The organism is Christiangramia marina (genome assembly GCF_048285865.1).
Taxonomy (GTDB): domain Bacteria; phylum Bacteroidota; class Bacteroidia; order Flavobacteriales; family Flavobacteriaceae; genus Christiangramia; species Christiangramia marina.
The window spans coordinates 1-21,427 of record NZ_JBLVTK010000005.1 but is presented as its reverse complement, the minus strand read 5'-3'; the positions used below and the strand labels follow the sequence as shown (position 1 = coordinate 21,427).

16 protein-coding genes are annotated in these 21,427 nt (G+C 38.7%); 10 read left to right on the top strand and 6 right to left on the bottom strand.

Annotated elements, in window-relative coordinates; all coding sequences use genetic code 11:
• From ACNKXS_RS14715 to rpsA, 4 genes are all read left to right on the top strand, one after another.
• On the top strand, positions 1–627 hold a 627-nt coding region (locus ACNKXS_RS14715; protein WP_417921532.1), incomplete at its 5' end, for a S16 family serine protease.
• A 93-nt stretch (positions 628–720) separates the two neighbouring features.
• A complete protein-coding gene (cmk, locus tag ACNKXS_RS14710; protein WP_417921531.1) occupies positions 721–1,413 on the top strand; it encodes a (d)CMP kinase in 693 nt (230 codons plus the stop codon).
• Positions 1,414–1,518: 105 nt separating this feature from the next.
• On the top strand, positions 1,519–2,586 hold the full coding sequence (locus tag ACNKXS_RS14705; RefSeq protein WP_417921573.1) for an MFS transporter: 1,068 nt from the start codon (positions 1,519–1,521) through the stop codon (positions 2,584–2,586).
• Positions 2,587–2,762: 176 nt separating this feature from the next.
• Positions 2,763–4,613: a 30S ribosomal protein S1 gene (gene rpsA / locus ACNKXS_RS14700; RefSeq protein WP_141877568.1), complete on the top strand. Its 1,851-nt coding sequence runs from the start codon at positions 2,763–2,765 to the stop codon at positions 4,611–4,613.
• A gap of 156 nt (positions 4,614–4,769) precedes the next feature.
• On the opposite strand, the gene ACNKXS_RS14695 is transcribed toward rpsA, so the two are convergent.
• Both ACNKXS_RS14695 and ACNKXS_RS14690 read right to left on the bottom strand, forming a co-directional pair.
• Entirely contained in the window at positions 4,770–5,171 is a 402-nt protein-coding gene (locus ACNKXS_RS14695; RefSeq protein WP_417921530.1) for a response regulator, read from the bottom strand.
• Positions 5,158–7,842: a PAS domain S-box protein gene (locus ACNKXS_RS14690; RefSeq protein ID WP_417921529.1), complete on the bottom strand. Its 2,685-nt coding sequence runs from the start codon at positions 7,840–7,842 to the stop codon at positions 5,158–5,160. The genes ACNKXS_RS14695 and ACNKXS_RS14690 overlap by 14 nt, the downstream gene beginning before the upstream one ends.
• 290 nt (positions 7,843–8,132) lie before the next feature.
• Between ACNKXS_RS14690 and ACNKXS_RS14685 the strand changes: the two genes are divergently transcribed.
• The 6 genes from ACNKXS_RS14685 (at position 8,133) to ACNKXS_RS14660 (ending at position 12,658) form a co-directional block, all read left to right on the top strand.
• Positions 8,133–9,128 carry an alpha/beta hydrolase gene (locus ACNKXS_RS14685; protein ID WP_417921528.1) on the top strand — a complete coding sequence of 332 codons (996 nt, stop codon included), beginning with the start codon at positions 8,133–8,135 and terminating at the stop codon, positions 9,126–9,128.
• 103 nt (positions 9,129–9,231) lie between these two features.
• Entirely contained in the window at positions 9,232–9,786 is a 555-nt protein-coding gene (pyrR, locus tag ACNKXS_RS14680; protein ID WP_298248226.1) for a bifunctional pyr operon transcriptional regulator/uracil phosphoribosyltransferase PyrR, read from the top strand.
• The gene (locus ACNKXS_RS14675; protein WP_417921527.1) at positions 9,779–10,711 is read left to right on the top strand and encodes an aspartate carbamoyltransferase catalytic subunit; all 933 of its coding nucleotides are present in this window, start codon (positions 9,779–9,781) and stop codon (positions 10,709–10,711) included. The genes pyrR and ACNKXS_RS14675 overlap by 8 nt, the downstream gene beginning before the upstream one ends.
• 8 nt (positions 10,712–10,719) lie before the next feature.
• A complete protein-coding gene (locus tag ACNKXS_RS14670; RefSeq protein WP_417921526.1) occupies positions 10,720–11,052 on the top strand; it encodes a ribonuclease Z in 333 nt (110 codons plus the stop codon).
• Positions 11,053–11,054: 2 nt separating this feature from the next.
• Positions 11,055–11,978, top strand: a complete 924-nt coding sequence (locus ACNKXS_RS14665; RefSeq protein WP_417921525.1) for a ribonuclease Z — start codon at positions 11,055–11,057, stop codon at positions 11,976–11,978.
• A gap of 173 nt (positions 11,979–12,151) precedes the next feature.
• On the top strand, positions 12,152–12,658 hold the full coding sequence (locus tag ACNKXS_RS14660; protein WP_295181317.1) for a CAP domain-containing protein: 507 nt from the start codon (positions 12,152–12,154) through the stop codon (positions 12,656–12,658).
• 102 nt (positions 12,659–12,760) lie between these two features.
• Here ACNKXS_RS14660 and ACNKXS_RS14655 read toward each other — a convergent pair whose 3' ends face one another.
• The 4 genes from ACNKXS_RS14655 to ACNKXS_RS14630 form a co-directional block, all read right to left on the bottom strand.
• Positions 12,761–14,239 (bottom strand): S41 family peptidase, encoded by a 1,479-nt coding sequence (locus tag ACNKXS_RS14655; RefSeq protein ID WP_417921524.1) that lies wholly within the window; start codon positions 14,237–14,239, stop codon positions 12,761–12,763.
• 391 nt (positions 14,240–14,630) lie between these two features.
• On the bottom strand, positions 14,631–16,505 hold the full coding sequence (locus ACNKXS_RS14650) for an OmpA family protein (RefSeq protein WP_417921523.1): 1,875 nt from the start codon (positions 16,503–16,505) through the stop codon (positions 14,631–14,633).
• 16 nt (positions 16,506–16,521) lie between these two features.
• Positions 16,522–17,418, bottom strand: coding sequence for a PorP/SprF family type IX secretion system membrane protein (locus ACNKXS_RS14645; protein WP_417921522.1), 897 nt, complete (start codon positions 17,416–17,418; stop codon positions 16,522–16,524).
• Between the two features lie 12 nt (positions 17,419–17,430).
• The coding region (locus ACNKXS_RS14630) for an HYR domain-containing protein (RefSeq protein WP_470272232.1) at positions 17,431–21,427 on the bottom strand (3,997 nt) is incomplete at its 5' end.

The window sequence follows — 21,427 nt, the reverse complement described above, 5'->3', positions numbered from 1 at the left end:
ATTATTGAAATTCTTGGAAGTCCTAAAATGGAGCGTGATAAATATGAAAACAATGATGTTGCTGGTGTAGTTACCGGACTTGCCTGGACCCAGGTAGGTGGTGATATTTTGTTTATCGAATCTATTCTCTCTAAAGGTAAAGGTAATCTTAGTATTACCGGAAACCTCGGGAAAGTGATGAAGGAATCGGCCACCATTGCTATGGAATATATCAAAGCGAATGCAGACGATCTTGGAATAGATGCTTCAATTTTTGAAAAGTACAATGTACACATTCACGTTCCGGAAGGGGCAACCCCGAAGGATGGTCCAAGTGCAGGTATCACCATGCTTACTTCTCTGGTATCGCTATTTACTCAGAAGAAGGTGAAGAAGAGTATTGCCATGACCGGCGAGATCACCTTAAGAGGAAAGGTTCTTCCTGTTGGCGGAATCAAAGAGAAGATCCTGGCAGCCAAGAGAGCCCGAATCAAAGAACTTATTCTTTGTGAAGAAAATAAGCGTGATATTGAGGAGATCAAGGACGAATATTTAAAAGGTCTAACCTTTCATTATGTAAGGGATATGAGCGATGTCATAGATATTGCCATTACCAAACAGGCGGTAAAGAACGCTAAGAAGTTATAGATCCAGATAAAGCCCCGAAAGGGGCTTTTCTTTTATATAATGATGAGGTAAAGGCTTTAAAAATTTACCTTTGTAATTAGAAGTTTAAAGAATATGAATAAGAAAATAACAATCGCTATAGATGGCTTTTCTTCCACAGGTAAAAGTACTGTTGCAAAAGGACTGGCAAAAAAATTAAATTATGTATATGTGGATACCGGCGCCATGTACCGCGCGGTAACTTTGTATATGATGCGAAAGCTGTTCGTCTCTGATACCAATTTCGATGAAGAAGCAATTATTAGGCATCTTCCTTTTGTGAGTTTGAAATTTGTTTTCAACGAACAGAAGGGTTTTGCTGAAATGTATCTTAACGGTGAAAATGTCGAGAAGGAAATTCGATATATGGAAGTTTCGGAACAGGTGAGTAAAGTTGCAGCTGTACCTGAAGTAAGAAAATTGCTTGTAGAACAGCAGCAGGAAATGGGAAAAGAAAAGGGTGTTGTGATGGATGGTCGCGATATAGGGACCGTAGTTTTTCCAGATGCTGAACTGAAGATCTTTATGACTGCTTCTACTGAAAAAAGAGCACAACGAAGATATGATGAGCTTATTGAAAGAGGGGATGAGGTTGAATTTGACGCGGTCTTGAAAAATGTAAAAGATCGTGATTTTATGGACTCTACTCGTGAAGACTCACCGCTTATTAAGGCTGATGATGCTGTGGAATTCGATAATTCAGACCTGGATCTTCAAGAGCAATTCGACCAGATATTAAAAATTGTAGAAGACAGATTGTCTGAATAAATGTCTGAGAACAGAGGCATAAGTAAATCGGTACTGTATTTAATGTCTGCCAGTGCCGGTTTGGTAGTAGCCAATAATTACTACAATTAACCCTTATTAAATTTAATTGCAATTGACTTCGGCGTTTCTGAAGCGGCGGTGAGTAATATTTCATTATTTACTCAGCTTGGGTATGCCTTTGGGTTGTTATTTATTATTCCGCTAGGAGACAAGTTCCCACGGAAGAGGATGGTGATGGTTGATTTTGCTGTCATCATTATTAGCCTTCTCGCTATGGCAATAGCTCCGAGTTTACCAATTTTAATATTCTCAGGATTTGTTGTTGGCTTTTCTTGCGTGGTACCGCAGGTATTTGTGCCTATGGCGGCGCAGTTAGCAAATCCGAAAAACAGGGGTAGTGCCATTGGTATCGTAATGAGTGGATTACTTATTGGAATTCTGGGAAGTAGATTTATTAGCGGTTACGTAGGGGAATATTTTGGCTGGCGTGCCATGTATTATGGCGCAACCGGCATGATGCTAATACTTTGGTTACTTTTAAAATTGAAGTTACCAGAACTTCAACCCGATTTTAAAGGTTCCTACAAACAACTCATGCAATCTACCTGGCATTATTTCAAAACCGAAAGACCGGTGCGACTTGCTGCGGTGAGAGGAGGACTTGGATTTGCAGGTTTCAGCGCCTTCTGGACTACTTTGGTTTTTGTAATGGAAGATAATTTCAATTATGGAAGCGGTATCGCCGGAGCATTCGGGTTGCTGGGAATAGGAGGGGCATTGGCGGCCACTGTAATCGGTAAACTCAGCGACCGTATGAATAAGAACAATTTGATCACTCTGGCCACCCTTATCATGCTCTTAGCCTGGGTGATTTTCGAGTTTTCAGGCAATTCGATAATAGGTATGGTAATAGGAGTCCTTTTGGTAGATATGGGTTTGCAATCGCTGCACATTACGAATCAGAATATCATTTTTTCGAGGAACCAGGATGCACGCAATCGAATAAATACGATCTATATGGTAGGATACTTTGTAGGCGGTGCACTGGGAACCATAACGGGAGCATATGCCTGGGAGCTTTTCCATTGGGAAGGAGTGGCAACTCTAGGTCTTTTTTACACGATACTCATTTTAATTACACACATCTTTTTCAAGAAAACTGAATCTGCTTAAAAATAGAGAAGTAGGGGTTTGAATTATATAAATAAAGTTGTATTTTTGCACTCCTTTTTGGCAGAATACCGGGAATCCAAAAAGGGTTGAAAATCAAAACTATAAACAACTTCTGTAGTTTCTGTTTTGCTGAAAGATTTCCGAAGAAACACAGAATACAAATTTAGGAGTCAGTAATGGCTGAAGAAAACACAAACAAAGAATCTCAGGAAATTGAAGTACAAGACGTTGCCGGTATGGCAAATGAGTCTCAACCTGACGCAGAAACGCAACAGGCAAACCCTGAGAAATTTCTAGAAGAATTTAACTGGCACAACTACGAAGAAGGTATTGATCCTATCGACGATAAGAAGCTGGAAGAATTTGAAAAATTAGTAGCTGAAAATTTCGTTGACACTTTAGATGACGAGGTTGTAACAGGAAAAGTAATTAATATTACAGATCGTGATGCAATCATTGATATCAATGCAAAGAGTGAAGGTGTTATTTCTCTAAACGAATTTCGTTACAACCCAGATCTTAAAGAAGGTGATGAAGTAGAAGTACTTATCGACGTTCGCGAAGATTCTACTGGACAGTTGATCCTTTCTCACCGTAAGGCGAGAGTGATCAAGGCATGGGAAAGAGTGAACACTGCACATGATGAAAGTCTTGTTGTAAATGGATTTATTAAATGTCGTACTAAAGGTGGTATGATCGTAGACGTATTTGGTATCGAAGCTTTCCTTCCAGGATCGCAGATCGATGTGAAACCAATTCGTGATTATGATGCTTACGTAGGTAAGAACATGGAATTCAAAGTTGTGAAGATTAACCACGAGTTTAAGAACGTTGTTGTTTCTCACAAAGCGCTTATCGAAGCAGATATAGAAGAGCAGAAGAAAGAGATCATTGGACAGCTTGAAAAAGGTCAGGTACTTGAAGGTACTGTTAAGAACATTACTTCTTACGGTGTATTCGTTGACCTTGGAGGTGTTGATGGACTTGTTCATATTACAGACCTTAGCTGGTCTAGAATCAACCATCCAAATGAGATCGTTGAACTAGATCAAAAACTTAACGTTGTAATTCTTGACTTTGATGAGTCTAAGTCTAGAATCCAATTAGGTCTTAAGCAACTTAGCCAGCACCCATGGGATGCTCTTAGCGAAGAACTTAAGGTTGGTGACAACGTGAAAGGTAAAGTAGTTGTAATCGCAGATTACGGTGCATTTATCGAAGTTGCTGAAGGTGTTGAAGGTCTTATCCACGTTTCTGAAATGTCCTGGAGCACGCACTTGCGTTCAGCTCAGGATTTCGTAAATGTTGGTGATGAGGTTGATGCTCAAATCCTTACTTTAGATAGAGAAGACAGAAAAATGTCTCTTGGTATCAAGCAATTGAGCCAGGATCCATGGACTGATATCACTACTAAATATCCTGTTGGTTCAAGACATGAAGGTATCGTTCGTAACTTCACTAACTTCGGAGTATTCGTTGAGTTAGAAGAAGGAATCGACGGACTTATCTATATCTCTGATCTTTCATGGACTAAGAAGATCAAGCACCCATCTGAGTTTACGAACGTAGGTGATAAGCTTGAAGTTGTAGTTCTTGAACTTGATGTAGATGGTAGAAAACTTAGTCTTGGGCACAAGCAGATCGAAGATAATCCTTGGGATAAGTATGAAGCTGACTTTGGAGTTGGAACAAAACATACTGCTGCGATCACTGAGATTGTAGACAAAGGAGCAACTATCGACTTTAATGAGGATATTACTGCATTCGTTCCACAGAGACATCTGGAGAAAGAAGACGGTTCTAAACTTAAACAAGGTGAAGAAGCAGAATTCCAGATCATTGAGTTCAACAAAGAATTCAAGAGAGTGGTGGCTTCTCATATGGTAATTCACAAAGAAGAAGAGCAAAAAATCGTTAAGCAGGCTGCTAAGAAATCAGCTTCGCAAAACAAAGACAACGCCACTACTATTGGTGATGTTAATGCTGATCTTCAAGCGTTGAAAGATAAGATGGAAGGGAAGAGCTAATTAACTCTCTTAGACATTAAATATAAAACCTCCTTAGTTCACTAAGGAGGTTTTTCTTTTCTAAAACATTTCTACTGAAATTAATCTAGTCTGAAACATTTTATCTGATCCATTCCTTTTTTAAAGATCTATTCCACAAAATTTCCTATCAAAGGCTCAGTTCTTCTGAAAGTTATTCATTAGTTCCATGAGTTGATCTGCTTTAATTGGTTTGATCAAATAATTATCCACTTCACCATAACTCTTTGCCCTTTCTACATCATCCGGGTCTACTGAAGAAGTCACTATATAAATAATAACCTTTTTTGAACTTGGGACTTTTAAGAATTCATCCAGAAATTGCCATCCATCCATAATAGGCATATTGAGGTCCAGTAAAATAATATCTGGAACTGACTCATTGGATTCCATGATAGGACTTAATTTGGTGATTGCTTCTTCACCATTTTTAAATACCATAATACTCTCGGCGAAATTTGCCATTTCCATGATCCTTTTCGTTCCGTAGATAAAAATTGGATCGTCATCTATAATACAGGCTATATCAACTTTTTTCATAATTTTTTAAATAGATTGAGAAGGTGGTTCCTTGTCCAGGTGCACTTTGGACCTGAACTTTACCGTGTAGGGCTTCAATTTGATTTTTTGTAATAAATAACCCAATTCCTCTGGAGTCTTTATGTTTATGAAAGGTTTTGTACATTCCAAACAGCTTTCTTCCGTGCTTTTTGAGATCTATACCAAGGCCGTTATCTTCAATATCAATTCGCACAAATCCATCTTCCAAAACATTGGCGCTTAATTTTATAAACGCATCTCTTTCCAAAGAACTGTACTTAACAGCATTGGTCATAAAGTTGAGAAGAATACTATCTATATATGCCGGTACACCTAAAACAAAGATATCTTCTGCAATGTTATTATAAATATCAACATTTTGTCTGGCAGCAATGGCCGTAATAGCATGAGTAATATTTTCTACGCTTTTACATAGATTCACAGCATCCAAATTCTCTTCAACGGCAGTATTGATCAGGGTGACTTCGTTAAGATGTTCAATAGTTTCCGATAGATTTCCCGATGCATTATTTAGATGTGAGAAGATTTCATTCTTTTTTAATTCTGGATAGTCACGCATCGCCAGATCCAGCAGCATCCCAATGTTACTGGAATGAGATCTTAAATTGTGAGAAACTATATGAGCAAAGTTTTTGAGTCTGGCATTCTGCTCCTGGGTGATGGTCATAACGCTGGAAAGTTCTTCTTCGACTATCTTCAGGTTAGTGATGTCGATAGCCATAAAAAGGTATCCTGTATTCTCACTGCTATCTGAAATTGAAGTAATTGCCAGTTGCACAGGAAATTCTGTACCGTCTTTTCTGACATAGGTCCAGTCCTTATTTTTAAAATTTTTGCTGTTTGAAATCTTATCCAGGAACTGTGGAAGATCATAGTTTTCGTAATCACTGAAGAGGTTTTTGGAGAAGGATTCAAGTTCTTTAGAAACGTGAATAGCAGTTATGTTCAATTGCTGAGAGACTTCAGTTTGGGTGTACCCAAGCATCCTCTCAGCTCCTTTGTTGAATGATTCTATGCGCCCTTCAGAATCTGTTGAAATGATACTAACGTGGGTACTTGCATTGAAGATGCCTTCCAGTTTGTTTAAAGTTGATCGCAGTTTTTCTGAAGCGATCTTTTCTTTAGTGATATCAGTTATTTGAGAGACAAAATGTAAAGGTCTGCCTTTATGATCCCGTACCAGTGACACGGCAAGTTTGATGAATACGATCGATCCGTTCTTATGGAAGTACCTTTTTTCCATATGATAAAATTCGCGTTCCCCGGCAACCAGCTCATTTAGTAGATTCAAGTCGCTATTTAAATCGTCTGGATGGGTAATATCCTGAAATGTTAGTTTCCTGAGCTCTTCTTCGGTATAGCCTATGATATTACAAAGACTTTTGTTTACACTTAGCCAGTTACCGTTTATATCCAGAATTGCCATCCCAATGGCGGCATGTTCAAAACTGCCACGAAATGTTTGCTCACTAATACGCAACTTCTTTTCTGCCTGAAGCCGGTGATTAATATTATGCATGGCTACTACCGCTCCATCCAGGTTACCATCATGGTCAAAAACCTGAACTCCATTTACCGATACTGTAATTTCTTCTCCATTAACTGGTCGTATTCTAATGACTTCATTAGCGATTGGCCCGTTATTGAGTGCTTTTATAAGTGGTATTTCATGCTGTTCCAGAGCTCGCGTACCATCAGCATTGTATAAGCCATAATGCCGGGATAGTTCCTCTTTAGGAACAGATTCTGCTGGTAAGCCATGCCATTCCTTGGTTGCCTGGTTGAATAATGTAAGATTACCCTTAGCATCACAGGCTACGATCCCTACTTCAACGCTTTCCAGAACTTTTTCCATTAGTTCCTGCTTTCGGTGGTTTTCAGCCTCACTATTCTTAATTTCAGTAATATCTGCGGTATGCATAATAATACCTCCAATTAAATTTTCAGAATTGTACCATGGCCTCACTTCCCAGGTGATCCAGTTCTCAGTTCCATCTGCACGAACAAAACATTCTTCATCCATGCTGTGTATCGCACCACTAAGACATTCCTGATGTATTTTCTTCCAATCCTCCCCAATTTCGGGAAAGATTTCGTAATGTGATTTACCAATCACATCAATATCTTCAATTTGATAGTCCTTTAACCAGCGTTTTGAAACTGCTATATATTTTAGATTATTATCAAACATGGCTATTGCAGAGGGAGCCTGTTCTATAAACAACCTTTTAAGTTCAAACCTTTTTTTCATCTGGCTGATCTCCTTGCTACTAATTCCACCAGCAATACTATCAGACAATTGCTGAATAACATTCTGCTTCTGTTCTTCCAGAGCAAAAATGAGTGCACCGCCAGGTAACTCAATTGCCTTATAAGAAAACTTTCTGAAGTGACCTCTGGAAGTTTTAAGTCTTATTTGACCGGACTTCTCGGGATCATGTTTAATTTTTAAAATTAGCTCTTTCCAGTTCGAAAACTTAAGATATTCTTCGGCTTTGCTTTTTTTTAGTATGTGTGATGGAGGAGCGAATCCCAGGTATCGCAAGATTTGAATATTGAGCCAGATGTAATCCGGTTCTACCGGTTTATATATCAAAAATCCATGCAAGCCATACTTTTGAACAAATTCAAAAACATGAGGTTCTTGCATAATTAATGAGATTTCATGTTCTCTCACGTTCTGCATAGGTCGTAGATTGTATTAGATCGGGGAATCTATTACTGCAATTAAGATATTTTCTTCGGTTTAAGCAACAGTAAACTTTTAAAAAGCATGAATTTTGGTATCAATTGGTTGATTCAGGTTAAACTTATATTTGGTTCATATTGCAGTATACCGTTTGGAATTTGAAAGAATAACAGTTCTCACTGATCATATTTAGGATAGATTTAGCTCAGGTCTAAGCGAAGAGGTTACTCAAATTTCAGTAATATTGGAGTATGAAAAAAAGATACTGGATTGTGCTTGTTCTCGTGGCGGTTCTCGTAGTCACTTACTTTACCGGACCAATTCCCGAGGAACCTGAATACGATCTACAGCTTCCTGAAATAGCTTCCAGTCTAACCGAACTGGAAGATCATATTAACGATAGCGAATCTAAAAAGCCAACACGTAAGGATAATCAGGCTCGCATAGAATGGTATGGAAAAACACCTAGTAAAACAGAATATAGCATCATTTATCTCCATGGTTTTGCAGGTAGTTATAGAGATGGTTATCCAGTAAATAAAAATATTGCTAAGAAATTAAATGCAAATATTTACTATGCTCGCTGGGCAGGTCACGGTCTTAAGCCTCAGGCAAGTCTGGATGATTTCAACGGAGAGAATGCCTGGCAATCTGCAAAGGAAGCTTTAGCCATAGCCAAACAGATTGGAGAAAAGGTGATTATAATGAGTACATCTACTGGCGGAACTCTGGCGTTTAAGCTTGCTGCTGAATATCCTGAGGACGTTTATGCTCTCATAAATATGGGGCCAAATCTCGAGGATGATCAACCTGGTACTTTTGTGCTGAGTACTCCGTGGGGTTACGAGATTGCGAGCTTAATAAGTTTTGGGGATAACAGGAAAATTGAGCATGAACAACGAATCGCTACCCAGTACTGGGATACGATTTATCCATCCCGGGCTCTCGTAGATCTTCAGGTTCTCGTCGAAACCACAATGATACCGGAGACTTTTAAGAAGGTGCATTGTCCTGTATTAACTCTATATTATCATAAGAACTTTATCCAGGAAGATGAACATGTAGAGGTAGATATCTATGAAAATATTCATAAATTACTTAGTACTCCAGACTCAATGGTAGTTTTGAAACCACTGGCCACCCCGGAAACCCATTTCGTAGGAAGTGATATCAAATCGAAGGATACCGAGATCGTTGAGAAAGCCATTGAAGAATTTCTAAGAAATAAACTGGATATAAATATTTAATGAATAGTTTTCAGCAGTGAAATGATAAAACGATCAGACTATAGTTTAGTAAAAGATCAATCCAAAAAAAGCCTTACTTTTGTTTTAATCTACAACCAGTTTTATGAGCCGCAAAGTTCTTTTAGACTCAAATCAACTTGATATCATTCTTCACAGGTTGGCCTGTCAATTAGTAGAAAAGCACACAAATTTCGAAGATACCGTACTTATAGGAATTCAGCCTCGTGGAATATATGTGGCTGAAAGGATTATCAGCATTCTGAAAGATGAGTATGGATTGGATCATTTGAAAACTGGTCAGCTTGATATTACTTTTTACCGCGATGACTTTAGAAGAGGAGAGAAACCTCTGGAAGCGAATAAGACCAGAATAGATTTTGTAGTAGAGGATAAGAATGTAATTTTTATTGACGATGTTCTTTATACTGGCCGAAGCATAAGAGCGGCGTTGACCGCTATCCAATCCTTCGGAAGACCGCTCGAAATTGAATTATTAAGCTTGATAGACAGGCGGTTCAGCAGACATTTACCAATTCAGCCAGATTACACCGGAAGACAGGTAGATGCTATCAATGATGAAAAAGTGAAAGTAAGCTGGAAAGAACAGGATGGAGAAGATGCGGTTTATTTAATTGCAAAAGACTTGGATCATGAGTAGTGAATTAAGTGTAGATCACTTACTGGGAATCAAATATCTTCAGCAGGAGGATATAGAATTAATATTTAAGACGGCAGATCATTTTAAGGAAGTGATCAACAGACCAATCAAAAAAGTTCCTTCTTTAAGAGATATTACCATCGCGAACCTCTTTTTTGAAAATAGTACACGAACCAGACTTTCTTTTGAACTAGCGGAAAAAAGGCTTAGTGCAGATGTTATCAATTTTTCTGCAGCTTCCTCTTCAGTAAAAAAAGGTGAAACTCTTATTGATACCGTCAATAATATCCTTTCAATGAAAGTTGATATGGTGGTTATGAGACATCCCAACCCCGGCGCTGGAATATTTCTTTCAAGACACGTAAACGCCAGTATAATTAATGCCGGAGACGGGGCGCATGAGCATCCTACCCAGGCCTTGCTTGATTCGTACTCTATTCGAGAGAAGCTTGGTGATGTAAGAGGCAAAAAGGTCGTGATCGTGGGAGATATTCTTCATAGTCGGGTAGCCCTTTCCAATATTTTCGCATTGAAACTTCAGGGCGCGGAAGTCAAAGTGTGTGGGCCCAAAACCTTGCTACCAAAGCATATTGAATCTCTGGGTGTAAAGGTTGAAACGAATCTCAAAAAAGCTCTGGAATGGTGCGATGTAGCCAACATGTTGCGCGTGCAAAATGAACGCATGGATATTAGTTACTTTCCAAGTACCCGGGAGTATGTAAAACAATTCGGATTAAATAAAAAGTTGCTGGATAGTCTCAATAAAGAAATTGTGATCATGCATCCCGGACCAATAAACAGGGGAGTGGAGATCACCAGCGACGTGGCAGATTCTGAACATGCGATCATACTTGATCAGGTACAAAATGGGGTTGCGGTGAGAATGGCTGTAATTTATTTGCTCGCATCCAAGATCAAACAATAAAAGAAATTATGAAAAGAACCGAAAAGAAGAATTATATACTTATCTCTGCTGAAAATGCAGAACTCACAGACTTTACGAGTCAGTTAACCAAGCATCATCAGGATTTTGAGTCTTCAAACATCATTGTGGATTTAAGTAAACATAAGGATTTAGAAAACCAGCAATTACTGGCTTTTTTAGAGGTTTCCAATTTACATAGAGAATCAAACAAAAGTTTTGTGATCGTTAATGATGTATTGGGTATAGATGAATTACCGGAAGAATTAGTCGTAGTCCCTACATTGCAGGAAGCAGAGGACATGATACAGATGGACGAGATCCAGCGTGATCTTGGATTTTAAAAATGTCTAACAGCCAGTTAAAAATAACGATCCTTGGCTGTTATGCCGCTACTCCCAGAAGTTTTACTAATCCAACTTCACAAGTTCTGGAGATTAAAAATCATCTTTTTCTTATTGATTGTGGTGAAGGCACTCAGGTTGCCCTGCGTAAAAATAAAATTAAGTTCTCCAGGATTAAACATATATTTATCTCGCATCTTCACGGTGATCATGTCTTTGGACTGGTAGGACTTGTCTCTACATTTTCTTTACTGAACCGGGAATCTGAACTTCATATTCATGGTCCCAAGGGTATTAAAAAATTTATTACTGTACAACTTCAATTAAGCGGAGCTTGGACAAAATACCCATTAATTTTCCATGAACTGAGTTCCAGGGAATCTGAGGTTGTTTTGGAAGATGAAGAAGTTACAGTGAGCACTATTCCTTTGAAACATAGAGTCTATACCAATGGATTCTTATTTAAAGAAAAAATAGGTGATCGAAAGCTACTTATAGATGAAGCCCAGCAAAGAAACATTCATTATACGCTATTTAAAAGTTTAAAAAAGGGCAAGGATGTCACTTCGGAAGATGGCATCCTGATTAAAAACAATATGGTCACAGAAGATCCTGCAGCACCTCTATCCTATGCTTTTTGTAGTGATACGATGTATAATCCTGAAATGGTTCCATTGATCCAGGAAGTGACTGCTCTTTATCATGAATCAACCTTTCTCGAAAGCGAAGCCGCACTCGCTGCTCCTACTAAGCATAGCACCGCCAAACAAGCTGCTGAAATTGCTAAATCTGCCCGAGTAGGTAAGCTCATTCTTGGTCACTATTCTACTCGCTATGGCGATATTAATAAATTTAAAGAGGAAGCATTTACTGTTTTCCCAAATGTAATTTTAGGCGACGACGGACAGGAAATAGTCGTTGAATAACACTTTAATATTTCCTCCAATACTTCTTTAATCGACATATCTCCAGATAATTAGCCGTAAATTCCTACAGTTTATGTTAAAATATTGAAATAATTAGTCGTATTTAAAGTGACTGATGTTTTTCATCGATATAATATGTACATTTATCATCCCAATCTAAATGAACCTCTATTATGACGAAATTTTACTCACCCGGACTAATCTTGATTTTATGTACTCTGTTTCTTACATCTTGTTCTAAAGACAATTCTGAAGATGATGTAACCGGGTATGATCAAACTGTAACCAGTCGTGCTTCTTATGAATATAGTGCACTGGAAGTTGAGATTTTAGAAGATCTTAATATTTATAGAAAAGCTAATGGGTTGAGTGAATTACTGCCGCTTGCTGAAGGTTCAGTTGAATCTGAAGATCATAATTACTATATGATAGATGCAGGTGCAGTTAGCCATGATAACTTTTCTGATAGAGCTTCCTATTTGATGAATGCAGTAGGTGCGAGCAAGGTAGGAGAAAATGTAGGTTATGGATATAGAACTTCTGAAGCAGTAATTAATGCATGGCTAAAGAGTAGAGGGCACAAAGACAACATTGAAGGGAATTATACTCATTTTGGAATTTCTGTTAGACAGGATGCTGAAGGGAAAAATTATTTCACGAACATATTTGTAAAAAAATAGAATAATACATACACCCCCCAAATCTAAAAGGGAACAGGCTAGAGGCTGTTCCCTTTTTTTATTATCTCAATTAAATTTTAGCTACAATAAATCAAAGTTTAATTATTGAATCACAGCTGGAATACGATCGATATACATTTTCTGAAAATCGGCTTTATTCATCCCGCTTTCACCAAGAAGCTCAATTTCCATTCTGTTTACTCTTGACTTGGAAATACTAGATCGTCCCAGGATGCTATTGATGGCAACTTCCAGAAGAGGTTCTGAAGGTTCGCCAAGAACTCCAAGATTATTCAAATCCTCGATATACTCTATATCCGGTTGTAATCCATTAATGTAATCTGAATTACCATCCACATTAATCGATTTGAATACCAAGGGCTGCATAGCATATGTATGGTTTTCACTAGCACCTTCTCTTGTGTAGTCATCGCTATCGTAAAGAGTTACTGAAGCCTGGAATTTTCCTACCGTACGATCTCCTATCTGGTTAACAGTAATATATGGATCAAGGCCATTGATGATAAGTTCGCTGGCAGATGCACTGGACCTTGATGTTAGTACATAAACTTCAGATAAGTTTAAGCTGTTTATCGATGAACCACTTCTAACATTTCCATCAAATCTATTCAGTAAAGCCTCAGGATTCTGAGCTTCATAGTAGGTTTGGTATTTATCATTCCACTGTTCCTTCATAAAAATCTCGCCTTCAAATTGTCCGGTGATCATACTGGCCAGATCAACAGCCGATTCAACAGAACCACCACCATTGTACCTTAGATCTACCACCAGGTCTGTAACACCGTTTGCCCGAAATTCTGCGAATGCTGCATTGAGATCATCATCGAAGCTTGCCGTAAAGCTATTGTACATCAGGTAGCCGATTTTTCTACCATCTATATTCAGCGTTTTAGCAATATATACCGGGTTTTCGGTATATGTATCATCAGTGAGATTTACAACCTGATCTGTTACGATGATCTGGTTGTCCTGCACGTAAGCTATATTAATACTAAAACTATCCTGACCTATAAGTTCCATAAAATTTGAAGAGGTCAATTGCTGACCATCAATTTCGGTGAATACAGTACCACGGGCCAAACCTGCTTCGTCTGCAGATGTTCCGGGTAATACATATCGTATAAAACCAAATACAAAATCTGAATTAGAGATCTGCCCAATACCATACCGGATACCAGTAGCTCCACTCATTCCTTCAAATCTTTCCTCAAGTTCATTATAATCATCAGTTATAAAGCTAAATCTGTCAAAATCTGCAGTTAGATCATCAAAGAGAGATTCTGGTGAAGAAGCATCTACCAGAAATTCTGTTTTTTCCGTAGATGATGAGAAGTAATTATCTGCAAGTTCCGGCACATCCTCCTTATATAAATAGATCTCGTTTAAACCATTATATACAAAACTTTCTACCTCTATCGCATCGTCTACAGGTTCTTCGTTCTCATCGATAACATTCTCGGGAAGATTGGGGTTTCTTTCGGTAGGTGTTTCCTCTTTCTCACAGGAAGTAAGGATTCCAAAGCTAAAAAGAAAGATCACTAATTTACTTTTTATATTCATGTGTTTCATTCTTATGTTGGTACAAGTTGTAAAACTCACTAATTGTGCCAATATCGTCCATTAATATTTACGCATAATAATGAAATACGGTTCAATTTTAGACTCCAGATAATAAAAATGAATAATGTGTAGGATGAGATTCTACCTAGGAGAATAAAAATAGTGATTTAATGGGGCTTGATACATTAGGAAATAAGTTCAACAAGCGTTGAATACCTTCGATGATTGAACTTTTTATCTAAATGTTTTAGTTGAAACCTATAAAATCGAAAAAGGTTCAGGCTAGAGGCTGAACCTTTTTCTTTCAAATCGATTTGTTGGGGTCGATTTATTTATCATATCAACCTTTGTCGATACCCCAGCTTCGATTCTGGAAGAATATTAAAATATCTTATTCTTGTTCTTTCATTTCAACCACACTAAACATAGATCGTCTGTTTAGTTGATGATCTTTTTCTGAACATCTGTCGCAGTCTATAGCCGGTTTATTCTCCCCATATCCTTTATATTCCTGAATTCTATTTTCGGCTATACCATTCGCAACCAGGTAGTCGAAGGTTGACTTAGCCCTACGTTCGGCCAGTTTTTCATTATAAGCATCTGTTCCTCTACGATCTGTATGAGAACCAATTGCTATTACAAGTTCTGGATACTCATCCTGCATTAGGGCTACTAGTTTATCCAGTTCCTGTGCGGCATCTGGTCTAATATTCGATTTGTCGAAATCAAAATATATATTGTCAATTTCAGCCAGATATTCAACATCTTTAATAGGGTTTAGCTGAATATCATATTTCAAGGTATCAGTTTCATCAGTCTCTCTCGTATCTATCGTTCCATTGAAAGTTTCGTATTTGATCTCTTTGGCTTCCACTGCGAATTCTAAATCCCGGTCAATTTGAGTTTCGTAATAACCATCTTCATCTGTTTCGAGAAATGCAAGTTCCTCACCATTTTCATCCATGATCCTCACAGTTGCAGAACTTATTGGATTTCCATTTACAGCGTCAGATACTATACCTGCAACCACTAAAGGATTCATCTTATTAAAAACGAAAATATTGTCATTATCTCCTTCGCGGTTACTTGAGATATAACCTTCCTTAGAATCTTCAACCTGAAAATAAGCGAAGTCATCAAGACTACTATTAATGGTCTCTCCTAAATTCTCTACAGTATCACTATCTTTTTCTAATCTGAAGATATCGAACAAACCTAAGCCGGCATGTCCATTAGAAGAGAAATAAAGAGTACCATCGGTATCCATAAAAGGGAAGGTCTCATCAAATTCTGTATTTACCGGAGCTCCAAGATTTTCTGCAGGCCCATACGTGTTATCTTCATTGATCGCTACTTTATAGATATCTGTTCCGCCATTGCCATTAGGCATATCTGAAGTAAAATATAGTGTTTTGCCGTCTCTAGATAGGGAAGGGTGACCAATGGAATATTCATTGCTGTTAAAAGGTAATTCCTTAACGTCGATCCACGATCCATTGGATAAAGTAGCCGAATATAATTTTAAGTGATTGGTTTTATCCTTATCTCTTTTTCCTTCTTTATTTCCGAGGTAATTATTTCTGGTAAAATATATAGTACTGCCATCTGGAGAAACTACTGCTGGACCGTCGTGAAGTTTCGTATTAATATCACCTTGAACAGGCATAATGTTCCCTGTTTCTGAATCCATCATATAAATATCTAGAAATGGTTCACCGTTCCAGCTATATGTTTTCTCTTCTACATCTGCATCCTGAGCTCTGGCGGAAACAAAATAGATCGTTCCATCCCTCTCGAATACTCCAAAATCACTGACTTCAGAATTAAAATCTGCTTGCTGAAGTTTGTAAGTTGCCATACTCTTATATTCATCCTTATTCAGCATGGTTTGTATTCCATCAGAATCTCTTCCTGTTTCGAGGTAACGTTTTAAGAAAGTTCTGGACTCATCGTATCGCTTCACTCCGCGAAGAGCCTGTGCATATTTGTAATAATATTCTGGGGAAATAGTAGTGTCTTCAATTACATCTCCATAATAGAACACTGCATTTTCCGGACTACGTAGCATCATATAGGCATCACCCAGGCGAGTAGAATTATAAGTAACATTATAGTCATCTTCTATAAGTTCTTTATAAACTTCAGTAGCTTCAAGATAAGCGAAGTCTTTGTATAGCCTGTCTGCTTTTTTTTGTTTCCCACTTTGAGCCTGCATCCCAAGGGAACAGATAAAGATAGAAAGGAAAAATATGTAGTAGTTTTTCATAATCTATAGACTTTGGTTAGAAGAAACGTGGAGATTTGTATCTGGTATTTTTAAATCTGAATTCGTAAATAAGAATGAATTCATGAGAACCTGAAGTATATGGCTGAATATCAGACACAGAGTATTCATAGGCATAACCTGCTCTGAAGCCTGGAAATAACTGCACATCCAGAAAAGCTCCAATGGCATCATCTATTCTATAATTTGCTCCCAGATAAAACTTTTCATTTAATATAGCTGTTGCAGTCATATCTACTGAAAGCGGTGCTCCCTGAGTGGCCTTTACCAGAGTGGAAGGACGTAGTTTCAGGTTATCGCTTAGATCAAATACATATCCCGCAGTAAGGTAATAATGAACCTGTTCCAGTGCTCTAAACTCATCAAGTTCATTATTGTCTTTATTGATGAGTTTTGGAGCAGATAAGCCAACATACCAGTTCTGTGCTGAAAGATATGCACCTGCACCAAAGTTTGGAGTCCATCTATTGAAGTCATCTGCAAAAAATGGATCTGTTCCAATGGTAGGATCATCCAGACCATAGTAATAGGCTCCAGCCTTAAGACCCAGTCTTAAAGACACATCAGCACTTAGGTCTACTCTGTAAGAAAAGTCACCATAAACAAAAGTGGTATTTTCATCACCAATCTTATCGTTGATCACCGATAATCCCAAACCGATCTTGTCATTTCGCAATGGCGAGTTGATAGAGAGTGTTTGAGTTACTGGTGCTCCATCTACACCAACCCATTGGTTTCGGTTAAGTGCAGTAATGGAGAACCCATCTCTACTACCTGCATAAGCAGGGTTGATAGAAACCGTGTTATACATGTATTGAGTAAACTGAGGGAGCTGCTGCGAAAATCCTGGGGCCGCAACAAATAGCATTAATATAATTAGATAAACTTTTTTCATGGTTTCCCTTTTTTATTTAGTTCCTAAGTAAATATAACCTTGAATTGGTTCGAAGTTACCTTCTCTTATTTCCAGAACATAAAAGTATGTTCCTGATGGCAATTGATTTGAGCTTGTAAATGACGAGTCTGAGTATCCATCCCAGTTATTCTGGTAGTTTTTAGCATCCAATACTTTAGCACCCCATCTATTAAATATCTTAAGATCGTATGTGAATCCACATGCAATATCCGTGTCGATAGTAAAGAAATCGTTGATGTTATCACCATTCGGAGTTACTGCTTTAGAGATGCTATCTCTTACATCTTGAACACTACAGTCCAAAACAACACAGTCATCGTTGATCATTACGGTTACGAATGTACTTTGCGGACAGTTCCCCTCGATTTGTAATTCGAAAGTATAAGTTCCAAGTTCCAGGGAGCCTGGAGTTACAAATCCATTGTTAAGTGCTCCTGTATTATCTGTATCTATCCAGTTTCCAACATCTTCATTGTCGGCAATTAGATCGAAAAGATTGAAAGTAGAATCATCGACACAAAGATCAACCACTCCATTATCGATTAGTACAATATCTTCAGCAACTGGTTCTGCCAGCACGATCGTAGTAAGATCAGATAATTGACCAAACTCATCCTGAGCAACAATATCATAAGTTCCCGGACTCAAGTTTGTAAATATCCCGTTCGCCTGATAGTTTTCACCATCTATACTATAAGTTAATCCATTTTGCACGTCTACCGTGATCGTTCCTGTTGGTTCTGAACAGCTCGGTTGAACTACGTCTACTTCAGGAGCAGCCGGTGGAGCAGGAGCAGGTTCTTCTTCAACGGTCACTGTAAAGCTACATTCTGAAGTATTTCCAGCAGCATCAGTTGCTTCAAAAGTGATCGTGGTCACACCTAGAGGAAACTCTTCACCTGAAGCAATTCCACTAGTCATAGTGATGGTCTCTCCAGAACAGTTATCGGTCGTTTGAGCCACATTGTATTCCACAATACTGCTTTCTATTCCGAAGCCAACTGTCACAGTGATATTCTCAGGACACTCAACAATAGGAGCTTCATTATCTATCACTGTTACAGTGAAAGTAGAAGTGGAAGTATTTCCGTTATTATCGGTCGCGGTGTAAGTCACAGTTGTAGTTCCTACCGGGAATTCACTTCCAGATTCCATGCCTTCGGTCAAAGTAACTTCGGCTAATTCGCAATTATCTGTAGCAGTAGGAGCTTCGTAGGTAACAATAGCGCCGCATATTCCAGTATCATTGCTTACGGTAATGTTCTCTAAGGCTTCAAGTTCTGGTGCCTGATCATCAGTAACAGTAATATCGAATGAACATTCAGAAGTATTTCCTGCAGCATCGGTAACAGTAAATGTTACAGTTGTTGTTCCTACAGGGAAGGTTTCTCCTGAAGCCAAGCCAGCAGTTTGAGATATTGTAAATTCTCCAGAATTATCAGATCCCTGAGGTGTGTCGAATTCAACAATAGCACCACAAATATCCTGATCATTGCTTATTTCAATATCATCCTGGCAAACTATCGTTGGATCTTCGTTGTCTTCTACCGTTACCGTAAAGCTACATTCTGAAGTATTTCCAGCGGCGTCAGTTGCGGTAAAGGTTACGGTGGTTGTTCCGATCTCGAATTGAGATCCAGAAACAGGACCAGCAGTTTGTTCTACAGTTACTGAACAGTTATCGGTAGCAGTTGCATCTGCAAAGCTTACGATCGCAAAAGATTCTCCAGTGGCTGTTCCAACAGTCATGTTTTCCTGGCAGCTGATTGCCGGAGCTTCATTATCGACTACAGTTACAGTAAAGCTTTCTGTAGTAGTATTACCTGAAGCATCAGTTACAGTATAAGTTACGGTAGTAGTACCAACTGGGAATTGAGATCCTGAAGTAAGACCTTCGGTTACTTCTACAGATTTCAGTTCACAATTATCCGTTGCGCCAATCATTCCGAATTCAACAATAGCACCGCATATTCCGGCATCATTATTTACGGTGATATCATCCATTTCTTCCACTACAGGAGCTTCAGAATCTGTAACGATCACATCGAAGCTACAGAAGCTTGTATTTCCAGCAGCATCCGTTGCTTTAAAACTTACAGTGGTAGTTCCTACAGGGAATACTTCTCCGGAAGCTGGACCTGCAGTTTGCTCGATAGTTACATCATTAGAATTATCAGTTATTTCAGGAAGCGTAAAGCTTACTGCTGCACCACAAATTCCTGGATCGTTCTCCTGAGAAATTGTCTCGGGACAAGTAATCGTTGGATCTTCATTGTCTTCTACAGTAATTGTAAAGCTACATTCTGAAGTATTTCCAGCTGCATCAGTAGCTGTGAAGGTTACTGTGGTAGTTCCGATCTCGAACAGAGAACCAGAAACAGGACCAGCAGTTTGTTCTACAGTTACTGAACAGTTATCGGTAGCAGTTGCATCTGCAAAGTTCACGATCGCAAAAAATTCTCCAGTTGCAGTTCCAACAGTCATGTTTTCCTGGCAGCTGATTACCGGAGCTTCATTATCGACCACAGTTACAGTAAAGCTTTCTGTAGTAGTATTTCCTGAAGCATCAGTTACTGTATAAGTAACAGTTGTTGTTCCAACCGGGAACTCAGATCCTGAAGTAAGACCTTCGGTCACTTCCACAGATTCCAGTTCACAATTATCAGTTGCTCCAACCATTCCGAATTCCACAACAGCACCACATATTCCGGCATCATTGTTTACGGTAATATCATCCATTTCTTCCACTACAGGAGCTTCAGAATCTGTAACGATCACCTCGAAGCTACAGAAGCTTGTGTTTCCAGCAGCATCTGTTGCCTTAAAGCTTACTGTAGTAGTTCCTACCGGGAATACTTCTCCGGAAGCAGGACCAGCAGTTTGCTCGATAGTCGCATTCCCTGAATTATCTACGATTTCAGGTAGACTAAATTCTACGATTGCGCCACAAATACCAGGATCATTTTCCTGATTAAGAGTATCTGGACAGGCGATCTCAGGTCCTTCCGTATCATTTACAAATACGGTTACCGTAGCAGTATCTGTTCCGCCATTGTTATCTGATATAGTATAGTCAAAAGTATCTTCTCCTGTGAAGTTTTCATTAGGAGTATAAGTTACCGTTCCGTCTCCATTGATCTGTACTGTACCATTTCCAGGAGTTGTAGTAGAAATCACGGTTAGTTCGTCACCATCAATATCGGTGTCATTTTCTAAAACTGTAATTGTTACCGGAACTTCCTGGTCTGTAGTGGCAGTATCATCGTTAGCAACTGGCGCATCATTCACCGGAATTACTATTACAGTTACCGTAGCTGTATCTGTTCCTTCATTGCCATCAGAAATAGTATAGGTGAAAGTATCAGTTCCGTTGAAGTTATCATTCGGAGTATATGTTACCGTACCATTATCGTTGATTACTACAGTACCGTTTTCAGGCTGAGTTGCTTCAGTAACAATTAATTGGTCATTGTCAGGATCTGTATCATTATCTAATACTGAAATAACAACTGCCGTATCTTCTTCCGTAATAGCCTCATCATCATTCGCGATTGGAGCATCATTTTCTGCACCTACTGTAACAGTTACTGTGGCAGTATCCTGAAGTCCTTCTTCATCTGTAATAGTATACTCGAAAATATCAGTTGCGTTGAAGTTTTCGTCTGGAGTATAAGTTACCACGCCATTCTCATCGATGGTTACCGTTCCATTGGAAGGTTTTTGAGCTTCAAAAATTGTTACTGTAAGCTCATCACCATCAGGATCAGAATCATTGTCAAGCACAGTGATCTCGACTGGAGTGTCTTCAGTTGTTGAAGCCTCATCATCTACAGCAATAGGAGCATCATTCTCAGCACCTACAGTTACTGTTACCGTAGCGGTATCGGTTCCACCGTTCCCATCAGAAATAGTGTATTCAAAAGAATCTGTTCCGTTGAAGTTTTCGTCTGGAGTATAGGTTACCACGCCATTTTCGTCGATAGTTACC